This is a genomic window from Rhizobium sp. 62_C5_N11_2, from assembly GCF_051811185.1.
GTDB classification, from domain to species: domain Bacteria; phylum Pseudomonadota; class Alphaproteobacteria; order Rhizobiales; family Rhizobiaceae; genus Rhizobium; species Rhizobium leguminosarum.
Map to the genome: position 1 here is coordinate 35,240 of NZ_JBPWPW010000002.1, position 14,359 is coordinate 49,598.

The 14,359-nt window shown below is 58.6% G+C and carries 14 protein-coding genes; 9 read left to right on the forward strand and 5 right to left on the reverse strand.

Features of this window, described 5'->3' with window-relative positions:
• Positions 1 to 1,293, reverse strand: a complete 1,293-nt coding sequence (locus tag AB8B31_RS23865) for a flagellar hook protein FlgE (protein ID WP_018245722.1) — start codon at positions 1,291 to 1,293, stop codon at positions 1 to 3.
• Between the two features lie 325 nt (positions 1,294 to 1,618).
• Positions 1,619 to 2,491, reverse strand: coding sequence for an EF-hand domain-containing protein (locus AB8B31_RS23870; protein WP_018245721.1), 873 nt, complete (start codon positions 2,489 to 2,491; stop codon positions 1,619 to 1,621).
• A gap of 163 nt (positions 2,492 to 2,654) precedes the next feature.
• On the opposite strand from AB8B31_RS23870, the gene AB8B31_RS23875 reads away from it, so the two are divergent.
• The 3 genes from AB8B31_RS23875 to AB8B31_RS23885 all read left to right on the forward strand — a co-directional run bounded on the left by AB8B31_RS23875 (position 2,655) and on the right by AB8B31_RS23885 (position 7,658).
• Positions 2,655 to 3,302 carry a TetR/AcrR family transcriptional regulator gene (locus AB8B31_RS23875; RefSeq protein ID WP_018245720.1) on the forward strand — a complete coding sequence of 216 codons (648 nt, stop codon included), beginning with the start codon at positions 2,655 to 2,657 and terminating at the stop codon, positions 3,300 to 3,302.
• A 208-nt stretch (positions 3,303 to 3,510) separates the two neighbouring features.
• Positions 3,511 to 5,694: a DUF1217 domain-containing protein gene (locus AB8B31_RS23880; RefSeq protein ID WP_018245719.1), complete on the forward strand. Its 2,184-nt coding sequence runs from the start codon at positions 3,511 to 3,513 to the stop codon at positions 5,692 to 5,694.
• Between the two features lie 176 nt (positions 5,695 to 5,870).
• Complete coding sequence (locus tag AB8B31_RS23885) at positions 5,871 to 7,658, forward strand: methyl-accepting chemotaxis protein (protein ID WP_018245718.1); 1,788 nt, start codon at positions 5,871 to 5,873, stop codon at positions 7,656 to 7,658.
• Positions 7,659 to 7,697: 39 nt separating this feature from the next.
• Here AB8B31_RS23885 and AB8B31_RS23890 read toward each other — a convergent pair whose 3' ends face one another.
• Positions 7,698 to 8,501 carry a crotonase/enoyl-CoA hydratase family protein gene (locus AB8B31_RS23890; protein ID WP_018245717.1) on the reverse strand — a complete coding sequence of 268 codons (804 nt, stop codon included), beginning with the start codon at positions 8,499 to 8,501 and terminating at the stop codon, positions 7,698 to 7,700.
• Positions 8,502 to 8,589: 88 nt separating this feature from the next.
• On the opposite strand from AB8B31_RS23890, the gene AB8B31_RS23895 reads away from it, so the two are divergent.
• From AB8B31_RS23895 to AB8B31_RS23915, 5 genes are all read left to right on the forward strand, one after another.
• Positions 8,590 to 9,174, forward strand: coding sequence for a TetR/AcrR family transcriptional regulator (locus AB8B31_RS23895; protein ID WP_026188704.1), 585 nt, complete (start codon positions 8,590 to 8,592; stop codon positions 9,172 to 9,174).
• Positions 9,175 to 9,446: 272 nt separating this feature from the next.
• On the forward strand, positions 9,447 to 10,286 hold the full coding sequence (locus AB8B31_RS23900; protein WP_018245715.1) for a transporter substrate-binding domain-containing protein: 840 nt from the start codon (positions 9,447 to 9,449) through the stop codon (positions 10,284 to 10,286).
• A 167-nt stretch (positions 10,287 to 10,453) separates the two neighbouring features.
• The gene (locus AB8B31_RS23905) at positions 10,454 to 11,116 is read left to right on the forward strand and encodes an amino acid ABC transporter permease (RefSeq protein ID WP_026188703.1); all 663 of its coding nucleotides are present in this window, start codon (positions 10,454 to 10,456) and stop codon (positions 11,114 to 11,116) included.
• Positions 11,117 to 11,122: 6 nt separating this feature from the next.
• Positions 11,123 to 11,782: an amino acid ABC transporter permease gene (locus tag AB8B31_RS23910; RefSeq protein WP_011648868.1), complete on the forward strand. Its 660-nt coding sequence runs from the start codon at positions 11,123 to 11,125 to the stop codon at positions 11,780 to 11,782.
• A 12-nt stretch (positions 11,783 to 11,794) separates the two neighbouring features.
• Positions 11,795 to 12,565: an amino acid ABC transporter ATP-binding protein gene (locus tag AB8B31_RS23915; RefSeq protein ID WP_018245713.1), complete on the forward strand. Its 771-nt coding sequence runs from the start codon at positions 11,795 to 11,797 to the stop codon at positions 12,563 to 12,565.
• A 95-nt stretch (positions 12,566 to 12,660) separates the two neighbouring features.
• Here the strand turns inward: AB8B31_RS23915 and AB8B31_RS23920 are convergent, their stop codons facing one another.
• A complete protein-coding gene (locus AB8B31_RS23920; RefSeq protein WP_018245712.1) occupies positions 12,661 to 13,089 on the reverse strand; it encodes a type II toxin-antitoxin system VapC family toxin in 429 nt (142 codons plus the stop codon).
• Positions 13,086 to 13,352, reverse strand: a complete 267-nt coding sequence (locus AB8B31_RS23925; RefSeq protein WP_017991284.1) for a type II toxin-antitoxin system Phd/YefM family antitoxin — start codon at positions 13,350 to 13,352, stop codon at positions 13,086 to 13,088. Before AB8B31_RS23925 ends, AB8B31_RS23920 begins: the two co-directional genes overlap by 4 nt.
• A gap of 256 nt (positions 13,353 to 13,608) precedes the next feature.
• On the opposite strand from AB8B31_RS23925, the gene AB8B31_RS23930 reads away from it, so the two are divergent.
• Entirely contained in the window at positions 13,609 to 14,358 is a 750-nt protein-coding gene (locus AB8B31_RS23930) for a GntR family transcriptional regulator (RefSeq protein ID WP_018245711.1), read from the forward strand.
• The last annotated feature ends 1 nt before the right edge of the window (position 14,359 follow it).

The window sequence follows — 14,359 nt, forward strand, 5'->3', positions numbered from 1 at the left end:
CTATCGTTTCAGATTGACGAGGACATCCATGATATCGGAGCCGGTCTGGAACACCTTCGAATTGGCGGTATAGCTGCGCTGCGCCTCGATCATCTCCGTCAGTTCACCGGCGAGATCGACATTCGAGCTTTCGAGAGCACCGGACTGGATGGAACCAAGCCCGTTCGTCTGCGGGAAGCCGGTGACCGTTACCCCGGACAATCCGTTGGCACTGTAGACGTTGCCGCTGAGCAGCGTCAGATTGTCGGGGCTGGCGACCGTCGCGAGAGGGATCTGATAGAGAGCCTTCGTCGCGCCGTTTGCATAGGAGACCGACACCACGCCGTCCGCACCGATAGACACCGAGTTCACGGCACTTGCGGCCTGGCCGTCTGCGGAGCCCGTCGCCGAGAAGTCGGAGGCGAGCTGGGTGAAATCGGAATAGTCCATGGTGATCGTCTTTGCCGTCACCGGATCGACGATATCAGTGTCGGTCGCGGAGGTGAGCTGCCCGTCGGCGTCGAAGGAGAGCGTCGCGACGCTGACGGCATCGGAAGAGTAGGGAAAGGACGTCGTGCTGCCGGTGGATGCATCGGCATTGCGGTAAACCGCGACCTCCCAGGTGCTGCCGGTGACTGCGCCGCCCGCGTCCGTCGTGACGCCGGTCTTGGTGAAGTAATAGTCGTACTGGACGGTGCCGCCGAGGCTGTCATAGGCAACCAGCGACATCTTCTGCGTGTCGTCGGTGACGCTCGCCGTGTTGGCGCTCGGCAGCGTCGTGGTATCGGTGACGACAGTTGCCTCGGAATTCAGGTTGCCGCTGAAATAGGCGCTGCTCGAAGCGACAGCGCTCAAGCCCGATTGGGATACGTTGACCGGCACCAGGCCGTCGAAGCCATTGACCACCACCGCCGGTACGCCGGAATCATAGGAGTATCCCATGAGCGTGAAACCGGCGCCGTTGACGAGATTGCCGTCGCTGTCGACCGAGAAGTCGCCGGCCCGGGTGAGCACCGGCGTGCCGTCGGCGCTTTCCACGATGAAGAAGCCGTCTCCTGATATCGCCAGGTCGTAATCGGAGGTCGTATAGGAGATGTCGCCCTGTTGAGAAATCGCCTGGCGCACGGATGTCTGGACGCCGCCGGAATTATAATTGCCCGAGGAAGAGGGCAAAACCAGCGACGAGAAGGACGTGGAAACGGCTTTGTAGCCGGTGGTGTTCGCATTGGCGATATTGTCGGAAACCGTGCTCAGCCGGTTTGCCTGGGCGCTCATGCCGGAGACGGCGGTTTTCATGCTTCCAAAAATGCTCATGGCTCGATCCTTTAAGGTTTGGGAACATGCCATGTGACGAGGGGCTTCCAGAGCCCGGATGGCGGGCGCACGACATCGCGGGCGCCGGGCAAAGGCCGACACCGGTCGATGATCTGATTGCCTGGACTAACCCCGTGATGGCGATAGGCGCTTCGGCTCATCCGCGCGCTAGTTATCCGTGCGCCTGTGACGGCGCACCATTCGAGTGGTTCCACATGTCAGTAGCGACCCGACTGAAGGCTCTGCCGGCTCGACTGCCGGGTCGCTTTCAAACCGTCTCAGTGCAGATCCTCCAGCGACCGCAATGGCGACGGCTTAACGACCGTCAGCTCGCGGACTGTGCAGACAATGAACCGGTGCCTGACGTGTCGAGCAGACTAAAGAGCTGGCTTGCCTGGCTTTCGGTGACGTCGTCCGGCTTACCCGCCATGAATTCGTCCAATGTCACGAGCCCGTCTCCGTCCGTATCGAGATCGGAGAGCAGAGATGCAAACTGGTCGTCGTCAGCGGACGGCGGCGGTCCTTCGGGACGTTCCGACTGCTGAGCTGACATGGCCTCGGTCAGCGCATCGACCGATAGCGAACCGGAACCTTCGCTGTCGAAGCTGTCGAACAGCGTGCCGGCCTGCTCCTCGCTCAAATCGGACGGCCGACTTGCAACGAACTCGGCTTTGCTCACAAGCCCGTCGCCGTCGGTATCGAGATCGGAGAGCAGGGATGCAAGGTCGTCATCGTCGGAGGGTGGCGGGGGCGGCGGCCCCTCGGCACGTTCCGACTGCTGGGCGGACATGGCATCGGTCAGCGCATCGAGAGATAGCGAGCCGGAACCTTCGCTATCGAAGCTGTCGAACAGCGTGCCGGCTTGATCCTCCGACACATCCGACGGCCGGGCTGCGACGAACTCGGCCTTGCTCACGTAGCCGTCGCCATCGCTGTCCAGCTGCGCAACGTCCATGTCTGCGCCGCCGTCCTGCTGCTCGCCGGAGCCGGACTGACCGGCGAGGCCGTTCATCGTCAGCGACATCAACTGCGACATGAGTTTCTCGGCGCTGTTGGTCGCGTCTTCGTCGAGCTGCTGGGTTGTGGTTGATTTTTTTGCCGAAATCGTATTACAGGATAGGGCGTCCTGGGATGCTGACGTCGAATTCTTGCTATAGGAATAGGAAGAAATTGATGTTGCGGCGGAAATGGTCGTCATAAGCGCTCCATCGCTAGAGGGTGGGGATGCAACGCATTACAGAACTGATGAGTTCTCTAAATCGAAATTGCTAATGCCACAACCGAAAAAATCGTCCCTCAGAAATCGTAGTTTCCTTTCTGCGGCTGTCGGCTTGTGCTTTAACGGGGCGGTCTAGACCATCATGGATGTTGCCGACGAGCCTGTAGATGAGCCGCGCAGACGGGGCCGGCCGAAAGTCTCGAGCGACGATGACAAGCGAGTGCATATCGTCGAGATTGCCCGCCGCGTTTTTGTAAAATACGGGTATGCCGGAAGCACGACCGCGGTCGTCGCCACCGAGGCGGGAGTTTCAAAACAGACGCTTTACAAGCTCTTTCAGAGCAAGGAAGAGCTGTTTGCCGCTGTGGTCGGTGCTCATCGACGCATGATGCTCGATCTGCCTCGGCCTCCGGAAGATCTCTCGATCGCCGAGAGCCTCGAACGCATCTTCATGATCGATATGGATGAGGACAAGGATGCGGATCGTGCCGGTTTCCTGCAGCTCGTCTTTCGCGAAGCCGGGCAGTTTCCCGAACTCGTGGACATTCTGCAGCGCGAAGGCATGCTTGCCAGCCGGCAGCAACTTGCCAACTGGCTGAGCGACCGTAGGGCGGAAGGCCGTTTGTCGCTCGACGATCCGGCCAGCGGAGCCCGCATGCTGATGGATATGATCTTTGGTGGCATGGGACCGCCGGAAGGACGCGCTCAGGCCTGGCCCGACCGGGCGGCGCTGCTTGCCCATCTCCGGCGCTGCATTGCCATCTTTGCCGCGGGCGTCGGCGCCGCCTGACCCGATAAAGCCGCGATCCCTCGACTTTTGACGTCCTGTTGCATTTTGGACGAATTATAGTACCATATAGTTCTATTAAATTGATTCGGCCGCATGAGTGCGGTCCGTATGCGCCATGAGCGGCGGCAAGATCTCAGCAAATATGAAAAGTTTCAACCGTGGCTGCCGGCAGGCTTTCGCGCGCGCGTGCTTATGAAAGGGACAGAAGTTGGTTTCCACCTATGTGAGCTATCTCTCGGTCGCGCGAAATCTGGGCGCCAGTCTCTCGAGTGTAGCTTCTCAGGCAACGGTTGCCCGCGACAGCAGCTATTACAAGGAAAACATTGGCAAGGTCACGACAGTCGATGAATTCATGGGCGATTATAAGCTCTACTCCTATGCCATGAAGGCCTACGGCCTTGAAGACATGACATATGCCAAGGCGTTCATGAAGAAGGTGCTGGAAAGCGATCTCAGCGATTCATCCAGCTTTGCCAACAGTCTGAGTGATGGCCGCTATGCCGAGTTTGCGGCCGCTTTCAAATTTTCCGGCGAGACGGAGACAGCCCAGTCGGATGCGCAGCGGGACAGCCTGCTCGACGCCTATGAGGAATCTTTCGACACCGAGGCTGACGATATCGCAGACCAGACGGATTATTTCGAAGAGAATATCTCGTCGATCACCTCGGTCGACGATCTCCTGTCGAGCTCGAAGCTGAAGAACTATGTGCTGACGGCTTTCGGCCTCAACACCGAATACACCTCAACCAGCTTCCTGAAGAGTGTTCTGACGAGCGATCTCGACGATGCCGATAGTTTCGTCAACCAGCTCGACGACGATGTCTATGTCAACCTGGCGAAGGCCTTCAACTTCAACGAGGATGGTTCGACCGACGGCGACGTGATGTCGGAAGATCAGCTCTCGTTGGTCACAAGCGCTTATGCGGTGGCCTCGGCGACGATCGCTTCCTCGGAAACCGGGGAGGCCTATGACACCTATTTCGCTGCACAACTTGGAAACATCACCTCCGTCGATGAGTTGATGAGCGACGACAAGCTGGTTTCCTATCTGAGAACTGCCTACGGGCTTACCGATAGCGAGACCGATAACTTCATTTCCGCGGCGCTGAAAAGCGCCGACGTCGCCGACGCGATCGGCTTATCCGAACTGCACGATGCCTTTAATTTCGATGAGGACGGCGCGCTTGCCGATGGCGACACGGCCCAGACATCGGAACAGACGGCCGCGACCACGGCGGCCTTCGATGAAAATTATCAGCTGCTGATCGCCAATACCGACACCGAAGACGCCGTCGACAACTATACGACGCGCATCGCCAGCGTCACTTCGATCGATGATTTCCTGGTCTCGAACGATGACGACGACGATGACGACAACGACGATCTCCCGGAACTGTGGGAAATGGCGTTGCGAGCCTATGACATAGACCCGGACAGCGTTTCGAGAAGCGAGGTCCGGAAAATTCTCGAAAGCGATCCCTCGGACTCGAAAAGCTATGTCAACAGCCTCGACGACGATCGGTTCGTAGCCTTTCGCAAGGCCTTCAACTTCGACAGCAATGGCGACGTTACCGTTCCGCTGCAGGCCATGTCGGAATCCGTCATCGACGACTATGCTGCCTATTACAAGCAGAACAAGATCCGATACCTCGAAGGCGACGAGCTGACGGAAGCAACCGACGCGGCGGACGAGGAGATTACCTATTTTCGCGAGCAGATGGCGACGATCACCACGGCCAGCGAATTTCTGGCCGACGATCGCCTGGTTTCCTTCGCGCTCGAGGCGAAGGGGCTCGATCCTGATGATGTCACGTCGGAGGAGTTGGAGAAGATGTTTTCTTCCGATCTCGACGACGAAGATAGCTATGTCAACAAGCTGGACGACAATCGTTTCGCCGAACTCGTCGGTGCGTTCAATTTCGACCAGGACGGCAATATTTCCGACGAGCCCACCGGGACGGTGCAGCAGCGCGGCGACGTGCTGGAGACGATCGACGCCTATGTCAGGCTGACGCTCGAGGATGATCAGGGCGACAGCAACACCGGCGTGCGCCTCGCCCTCTACTTCGAGCGCAAGGCGCCGGAGATCTCGAACGCCTATGACATTCTGGGCGATAGCGCGCTCTTCGAGTTTTTTACGACGACATTCAACCTGTCCAGTTATGTTTCGAACATGGACGTCGACAAGCAAGCCGAGATGATCAGCAATTTTATCGACATCAAGGATCTGTCGGATCCGGAAAAAGTCGACGATCTGATCAAACGCTTCACTGCCATGTATGACATGGCCAACGGCACGGGCACCACCTCGACAGCCCTTTCGATCCTGACCGGATCAGCGACGATTAGCGCTGACACCCTGCTGGCGATGGCGCAATTGAAAAGCGGCTGAGTGGCCGGTAGGCCGCCGGTCCCGGAGAACCTGACGGATGTGCCTCATGGACGCAACGCTGGTTGAAAATAAAATTTACTGCACGTTATATTCATAATTAAATCCCCGTTAATAAGGACAAGCGAATATTCACGACATGGCTGGATCGACGGCGACGAAATCTAGGGGGATGACGCGTGGGTATTCTTGATCGTGGTGCAAATGCTGTCGCGGCTCTTGCCGCGTTATCGAATTCGCAAGCCATGATCGAGTTTGATCTATCGGGCAGGATCCTCACCGCTAACGAAAACTTCTGCAGGGCGCTCGGCTACGAGTTGAGGGAGATTGTCGGAAAACATCACAGCATGTTTGTCGAGCCTGCCTATGCATCCTCAACGGAATACAAGGCTTTCTGGACGAAGCTCGCAGCCGGGAAATTCGATCAACAACAATACAAACGCGTCGGAAAAGGCGGGCGCGAGGTCTGGATCGAGGCATCCTACAATCCCGTCTTCCGACGCGGGAAGCCGGTCAAGGTCATCAAGATTGCAACGGATATCACTGCGCAGAAACTGAGGTCTGCCGAGGATTCGGGCAAGATCGACGCATTGTCCCGGGCTCAGGCGATCATCGAATTCACGCCGGCCGGCGAAATCCTGACCGCGAACGACAATTTCCTTTCCGCGCTTGGTTATTCGCTTGCCGAAATCCAGGGCAAACATCATTCGATGTTCTGTGAAGCCGACTACTCGAGATCGGAGGCTTACAAGGAATTCTGGCGGAAACTTGCGAGCGGCCAGCTGGTTGCCGACGAATTCATGCGTGTGGGCAAGGGCGGACGAAAGGTCTATATCCAGGCTTCCTACAATCCGATTTTCGACCTGAACGGCAAAGTGTTCAAAGTCGTGAAGTTCGCAACCGATGTCACGGCGCGCGTCGAAAATGTCGAACAACTTGCCCGTTGCCTGACGAACCTTGCGGATGGCGACCTGTCGCAGACGATCCAGAAGCCTTTCATTCCTTCGCTGGAAAGGCTGCGTGCCGACTTCAACAGCGCCTCGGAGAAGTTGAAGGGCGCAATGGCAACGGTTGCCGAAAATGCCAAGGCGATATCAGCCGGTTCCAACGAAATCCGCACGGCGGCCGACGACCTGGCAAAGCGTACCGAGCAGCAAGCGGCATCCGTCGAAGAGACGGCAGCCGCGCTTGAGGAAATCACGACGACGGTCAAGGATTCGAGCCGCCGCGCCGAGGAGGCCGGTCAACTCGTGGCGCGCGCCAGAAATCACGCTGAGCATTCCGGCCAGGTGGTGCGTGACGCAATCGGAGCGATGGACCAGATCGAAAACTCGTCACGCGAAATTTCCAACATCATCGGTGTCATCGATGAGATTGCCTTCCAGACTAACCTTTTGGCGCTCAATGCCGGCGTAGAGGCGGCACGAGCAGGGGAGGCCGGCAAGGGGTTTGCGGTCGTTGCCCAGGAGGTCCGTGAGCTGGCGCAGCGGTCGGCGAAAGCTGCGAAGGAGATAAAGAGCCTGATCACAGCGTCCGGTTCCCATGTCGCAAACGGCGTCGCCCTCGTGACGAATGCCGGATCCGCGCTCCAGGAAATCGCCAGTCAGGTTCACGAAATCAATACCAACGTCACAGCGATCGTGGAGGCGGCGCGCGAGCAATCGACTGCGCTTGGCGGGATCAGCCAGTCCATCAACACCGTCGACCAGGGAACGCAGCAGAATGCCGCAATGGTCGAGGAGCAGACGGCTGCGAGCCATGGTCTCGCCCGAGAGGCTGCCGCTCTCTTCGAGCTTCTTGAACAGTTCCGTTTCAATGATGCGCCGAGATCCAGGTCTTCGTTTGCGCAGGCCGATCGTCACCCCGTCGCACCGACGGCTTTGAAAGTCGTTCGTACTTCGCCCCTCGCATCCATCCAGCACGGGTCAGCCTCCGTCGCGCTGAAGTCCGATTGGGAAGAGTTCTGATTACTCTGACTGAGCCATTCTCAGCAGTATTGGCGACAATCAATCGAGCGACCACGAGCCGGGATAGTTCGGCTTGCGACGCTCGATCCACGCGTCGAGCCCTTCGCGCAAATCGTCGGTTGGCGCCATGCGGGCGAATTGTTCGCCTTCGATCAGGAGCCCCTCCGCAATGCTCTGGTTGATGCCGCGCGTCACCGCCGTCAGAATGCTCGCCGCTGCCAGCGCTGAATGACGCAGAATGCGCCGCGCGAGGTCGTGGGCGGCCGGCATGAGAGCGTCATGCGGGACAAGCTGGTTGACAAGGCCGAGTTCGAGGGCGCGCTGCGGGGAGAATGCGTCGCCCGTCAACAGCAATTCGAGGGCGCGCTTGCGCCCGGCCAGCCTTGGCAAACGCTGCGTTCCGCCAAAGGTCGGCGGCATTGCGAGATTAATCTCGGGCTTGGCGAACAGGGCGCGTTCGCTGGCGATGGCGAGGGGCACAGCCTCGGTGATTTCGCAGCCTCCGCCAAAGGCAAGGCCGTTGACGGCGGCGATGACGGGTTTGCGGAAGGCTTCCAGCCGCGCAGTTAATCGCTGTCCGCGCGCGACGAAATCGCGCATGGCGACATCGGCGCCCTGCGCCACGCTTTCCGAGAATTCGTAGATATCGCCACCCGCCGAGAATGCCCGCTCGCCTGCGCCGGTGAGGATGATCACCCGAATTGAACTGTCGGTTTCGATGGCGTCGAGGATCGCGAGCAAGCGGTCTATCAAGGCATAATTCAGCGCATTGAGCTTTTCCGGGCGATTGAGAGTGAGCGTGGCGATTCCGTCGTAGCTGTCGATCAAAACAGTGTCGGCCATTCGGTTTTCCTTTCCGCTATGCTGCGTCAGGAGAAGTATGCCGCCGGTCGATGCTTGTGTATATTCACTAGTCGGTATACATAGCGACATGATCTCACAGCCAGTCCCGACGCGCGAACGCATCATCTCGGCGGCCGCCAAACTGTTTTACAACGAGGGCATCAGGAGCGTCAGCGTCGATGCGGTGGCTGAAGAGGCCGGTGTCACGAAACGCACCCTTTACTACCATTTCGCCAGCAAGGACGATCTCATCGGGGCCTATCTGGAGGCGCGCGACCAGCCTAACCTCTCTCTGTTCAAGCGCTGGTACGCGGAAACGACGGGCGAGCCGGCGGATAAGGTGCAAGGCATCTTTCGCAATCTCGCCCGCGCGGCCCGCCATCCGAAATGGAAGGGCTGCGGCTTCCTGCGCACCTCTGCGGAACTCGCCAATATGCCTGGCCATCCAGCCATGAAAGTCGGGATTGAACACAAGAAGAGGGTCGAGGCCTGGTTGCAGGTTACGTTCGAGGCGGCCGGAATCAAGACGGAAGCGCCGCAGCTCGCTCGGCAGATCGTCCTGCTGCTCGATGGCTCGTTCGCCGTCGTTCTGTTGCATCGCGACCCGACCTATATGGAAGCCGCAGGCGAGGCGGCTGGTTCGCTGATCCGCGCTGCGACCGCAAACGCCTAAGGCGGGCGGTTCCTGAGGCGCTCGCTCTGAAGGCCACATCTTCCGCCTCGGCTTGGCTGTCAGGTCGCCGAACGAGAAGGCATGATGTTGAGCCTCTGAAACAAGAGAACAATGCTGCACTGCCGAAAAAATCACCACACGCACCACTGCGCGTTTTTTCGGCATGACCCATTGACAATTCATCCTTGATGGCACTTCATAACATTGTTCCAGTAAAACAGACATGCGTCCATTATACTGGAACAATAGGAACCATCCATAAGGGGAACGCCATGACCATTTCCTTTCGCACCGGCGTGATGTCGCTGGCTGTCGCCGCTCTGTTGTCCACGCCTGCGCTGGCGGACGGCAGCAAGCTCGATGAAGTGCTGGCCCGCGGCCATCTCGTCCTCGGCACGGGCAGCACCAATGCGCCTTGGCACTTCAAGAGTGCCGACGACAAGCTTCAGGGATTCGACGTCGACATGGGCCACATCATCGCCAAGGCGCTCTTCGGCGATCCTGAGAAGATCGAGTATGTGAACCAGTCCTCCGACGCCCGCATCCCGAACATCACCACCGACAAAGTCGACATCACCTGCCAGTTCATGACCGTTACCGGCGAGCGCGCCCAGCAGGTTGCCTTCACCATTCCTTATTATCGCGAGGGTGTCGGCCTGATGCTCAAGGCGGATGGCAAATATGCCGACTACGCAGCCCTCAAGGCGGCCGGTTCCTCCGTTACCATCTCGGTTCTCCAGAACGTCTACGCCGAGGCGATGGTGCATGCCGCATTGCCGGAGGCGACTGTCGACCAGTACGATTCCGTCGACCTGATCTATCAGGCGCTGGAATCGGGACGCGCCGATGCAGTCGCCACCGACCAGTCGTCGCTCGCCTGGTACATGACGCAGAATCCGGGCCGCTATAAAGATGCCGGCTTCGGCTGGAACCCGCAGACCTATGCCTGCGCTGTCAAGCGCGGCGATCAGGATTGGCTGAACTTCGTCAACACCGCCCTGCACGAAGCCATGACCGGCGTTGAATTCGACTTTTACGCCAAGTCCTTCAAGACCTGGTTCGGCAAAGATCTGACGCCGCCGCAGATCGGCTTTCCCGTCGAGTTCAAGTAGCAGCCATGTGGAGCGGGACTTTTCTCCCGCTCCACTAGCAGGATGATTTCAGGCCGGGTCGGCCTAAAATCTGAATCCTGTTCTCAGTTGAGGAGTGAGAGCATGATGTTGTCCGAAAAGAGCTCACACTTTTCGGCATCATGCTCTGGTCTGAAAGGGCGGCCCGTATGGGTTATACGTTGAATTTCGCCGCCGTCTGGCGCAATTTCGATTTTCTTTTGAGCGGGCTTGTACTCAGCCTCGGTCTTGCGGTGATCTCGATCCTGATCGGGGCCGCGATCGGCTTGGTCGTGGCCTTCGCACTGACGTCCAAAAGCCGTTTTGCGATCGTGCCGGCGCGGGTCTATGTCACTGTCATTCGCAACCTACCGATACTCGTCCTGGTGCTTTTTGCCTTTTTCGCGCTGCCGCAGATGGGTTTGCGCCTCGACAAGATAAAAAGCTTCGTCCTGGTTCTATCCCTCTATTCCGGCGCCTATCTGGCCGAGGTATTCCGCGCCGGGCTGCTGTCAATTCCGAGAGGACTGACGGAAGCGGGTCTTTCCATCGGCCTGACGGGGATGCAGATCCGCAGTTCCATCATCGCGCCGCTGATGCTGCGCAACGTGCTGCCATCGCTGTCCTCGACGATCATCTCGCTCTTCAAGGACACCTCGCTCGCCGCCGCCATCGCCGTGCCGGAACTGACCTTTGCTGCCCGCAAGATCAATGTCGAGAGTTTCCGCGTCATAGAGACCTGGATGGTCACCTCAGCCCTTTATGTCGCGACCTGTTTCCTCATCGCCGCCGTAATGCGCTTCGTCGAGCGCCGTCTGGCCCTGCCGAGATAAACCCGGATGTCCCACACCTTTCTCGAACAACTCTGGATCGCCCGCTACGTCATCATGAACGGCATCGGCGTGACCGTGTCGATCTCCCTGTTGGCCATCCTCGCGGGTTCCATACTCGGCGTTTTCGTCGGTCTGGCGCTCGTCTATGGCGGCGTTGTTTTGCGTCTGGCCGTGCGCGCCTATACGGATATCATCCGCGGCACGCCGGTGCTCGTGCTGGTGCTGGCAAGCTACTATGTCTCTGCCGCCGTCGGCCTCGATCTCGGGCCGTTCTCGGCCGGCGTGCTTGCCCTTGCCATCTTCTGCTCCTCCCATGTCGGCGAAATCGTGCGCGGAGCGCTTCAGGCGATCCCCAAGGGGCAGACCGAAGCCGCCAAGGCGATCGGCCTGACCTTTACCCAGACCTTCACCTCGGTGCTATGGCCGCAGGCCATGCGCCAGTGTTTGCCGGCCTGGGTGAATACGGCGGCCGAGATGGTGAAAGCCTCAACGCTGCTCTCCGTTATCGGCGTCGCCGAGCTTCTCCTGCGCACGCAGGAGATCATCTCCCGCAATTTCATGAGCCTCCAGTTCTATTTCCTGGCCGGTGGTCTCTATTTCATCATCAACTACGGCATCGAGCACTTCGGCAAATATGTCGAGCGCAAGACCGCCCTGCCATCCTGAGGAGACACCCCGATGGCCAAGACCATTCTCGACATCCAGGGCCTGCGCAAGACTTACGGCATCCACGAAGTCCTCAAAGGCGTCGATTGCGCCGTGCAGGAAGGCGAAGTCATTTCCATCATCGGCTCGTCCGGCTCCGGAAAAACCACCTTGCTGCGTTGCATCAACATGCTCGAGGAATTCCAGGGCGGCACGATCAGCCTCGACGGCGAAGAGATTGGCTATCGCGCCGAAGGAGCAACGCGGCGCCGCAAGAGCGAGAAGGAGATTGCACGCCAACGCGCGCTGACCGGCATGGCGTTTCAGCAGTTCAATCTTTTCCCGCATATGAGCGCCGCTGAAAACGTCATGCTCGGCCTCGTCAAGGTGAAGAAAATGACGAAGCCGGATGCGCGCGCAATCGCGGAAAAATGGCTCGATCGTGTCGGCCTTTCCGCCCGCGCGAACCACTATCCCGGACAGCTTTCCGGCGGCCAGCAGCAGCGCGTCGCAATTGCTCGCGCCATCGCCATGTCGCCGAGGCTGATGCTGTTCGATGAAGTGACCTCCGCGCTCGACCCGGAACTGGTGGGCGAAGTGCTCCAGGTGATCAAGGGGCTTGCCGCCGACGGCATGACCATGCTGCTCGTCACGCACGAGATGCGCTTTGCCTACGACGTTTCGTCACGGGTCATCTTCATGAACCAGGGCGTCATCTGCGAGGAGGGCGATCCGAAGGACATGTTCGTGCATCCGAAGACTGAACGGCTGGCGGAATTCCTCAAAACCTCGAGTTTCAACTAATGCATGTCGCCCAAAAGTGCGCAGCGGTTTTGGGATAACGATTTGCATCAACAAAACTTAAAGAATGATCCCGTGACGGTCCGCTCTGCGGATCGTCACGGGCGCTCGGTCCAAGGGTCGACAAGCTCGATCTCAAAGCCCTCGAAATCCTTTATATTGCGAGTGGCGAGGGTGAGATCGTGAGCAATCGCGGTGGCGGCAATCAGGCCATCCATTGACGACAAGCCGCGCCCGCTTCGCTTTGCGAGCCCCATCAAGTCGCCCCAAGCTATCGCAACCGGCTGATCCACAGGGATGACACGCTGCTCGAAGCGCTGCGGCAGGTCCTGGGCAAGCCATTCAGCCAGCGCGTCGCGCTTCCGGCCGCTTTCCATCAATGCAACACCACGCCGGATCTCCGCGATCGATACGACGCTGATGAATGAGCGATCCTCGTCGAGACTGTCCAGCCATTGTAGGACATGTGCATCGGGACGCGGCCTTGTCACCTCGGAAAGCACATTAGTGTCCAGCAGAAGTCTCACAGCTGAAGATCACGCGGTTCGTCGCGCTGCCGTTCGAGGTCCAGATCAGCGCCACGCAGCGGCGATTGCATCAGAAACTCTGCAAGGGTGCCCTTGCGCGCGGTCTTCCGCTGCCATTCCTCGGCCGAAACGACGACGACGCTTGGTTTGCCATTGCGCATGATTGTTTGCGGCGTTGCTTGCGCGCGTTCGATAACCTCAGACAGCTTGGCCTTCGCACTGGCGACGGTCCAACTTTTATCCTCTGGTCGTGATGGCTGCATTCGCTTTATCCTGACTATAGTGACTATCCTGACTATATAAGCCGAACCGGTCTAGCCGCAAGCAACTTTTCGATAGGGAAGGGGCTTTGTCGGCTTTGGGCGGCCGACGCTGATCTGGGTTCGCAAGGCATTGTGGGCTCGCTCAATTTGCGCTCAGTTTGCATTCCCAGCGTGCAAATTCCAGGGGGAGGGATCCGAGACATCTTGGAAATCCTGAACGCAGAATTTTGGCACGAGCTTTGCTTTCCTGTCTTGTATGCAAGATAGCCAGACATCTGAGACCACGCAGAAGACCATCGAGGAGACCATCGTCTCCGGGATTCTTTCAGCCAAAATTCGGCCTGGGACGCGTCTCAGCGAAAACCAGCTGGCAACGCTCTTCAGCGTGTCTCGAACCCGCGTTCGTGAAGCCATGATGCGCCTGGAAACACGCGGCATTGTGCATGTAAGTCCAAGACGAGGCTGGTTTGTCGTCGAGCCGTCCGCTGAAGAGGCGATCGCGGTCTATGAGGCACGGCGTGTCATCGAGGCCGGGTTGCTGCGCAGCATGCGCGTATTGACGGACGAGGGACGCAAAGCTCTCGACGCGCATTTGAACGAGGAAAAGACCGCAATGGCTGCGGGCGACCGCCAGCGCCTGACCTATTTGATGGGTGATTTCCACATCCGCATCGCAGAATTAAGCGGTAACGCCATCATCGTCGATATCCTTCGCGATCTCACCGCGCGGACGATCCTTATTTCGATGCTCTATCAGTCTGAATTTCACGCAGCACAGTCCCATGATGGGCACTGCCGCATCTTCGAGGCCATGCAAGCGGGCGATTTCGTCAGGGCTGCGGAGCTCTCCGTCGAACATCTGGACGAAGTGGAAATGGGCCTCGACCTGACCACGCGCCCGGATCCGCTCTCGGAGCTGCGCAGTTCCCTGTCACTCCCTCCCAAGGCCGTGTCCTCCGGCCCAACTGTCAAACCCAAAAAACCGCAACTTCAAAGGAGCAATTAAA

Coding starts and splice junctions, on each gene's coding strand:
- AB8B31_RS23895 (WP_026188704.1), top strand. CDS start 8,590: ATGATCTCACAGCCAGTCCCGACGCGCGAACGCATCATCTCGGCGGCC.
- AB8B31_RS23930 (WP_018245711.1), top strand. CDS start 13,609: ATGCAAGATAGCCAGACATCTGAGACCACGCAGAAGACCATCGAGGAG.
- AB8B31_RS23865 (WP_018245722.1), bottom strand. CDS start 1,293: ATGAGCATTTTTGGAAGCATGAAAACCGCCGTCTCCGGCATGAGCGCC.
- AB8B31_RS23890 (WP_018245717.1), bottom strand. CDS start 8,501: ATGGCCGACACTGTTTTGATCGACAGCTACGACGGAATCGCCACGCTC.
- AB8B31_RS23870 (WP_018245721.1), bottom strand. CDS start 2,491: ATGACGACCATTTCCGCCGCAACATCAATTTCTTCCTATTCCTATAGC.
- AB8B31_RS23910 (WP_011648868.1), top strand. CDS start 11,123: ATGTCCCACACCTTTCTCGAACAACTCTGGATCGCCCGCTACGTCATC.
- AB8B31_RS23915 (WP_018245713.1), top strand. CDS start 11,795: ATGGCCAAGACCATTCTCGACATCCAGGGCCTGCGCAAGACTTACGGC.
- AB8B31_RS23925 (WP_017991284.1), bottom strand. CDS start 13,352: ATGCAGCCATCACGACCAGAGGATAAAAGTTGGACCGTCGCCAGTGCG.
- AB8B31_RS23875 (WP_018245720.1), top strand. CDS start 2,655: ATGGATGTTGCCGACGAGCCTGTAGATGAGCCGCGCAGACGGGGCCGG.
- AB8B31_RS23900 (WP_018245715.1), top strand. CDS start 9,447: ATGACCATTTCCTTTCGCACCGGCGTGATGTCGCTGGCTGTCGCCGCT.
- AB8B31_RS23905 (WP_026188703.1), top strand. CDS start 10,454: ATGGGTTATACGTTGAATTTCGCCGCCGTCTGGCGCAATTTCGATTTT.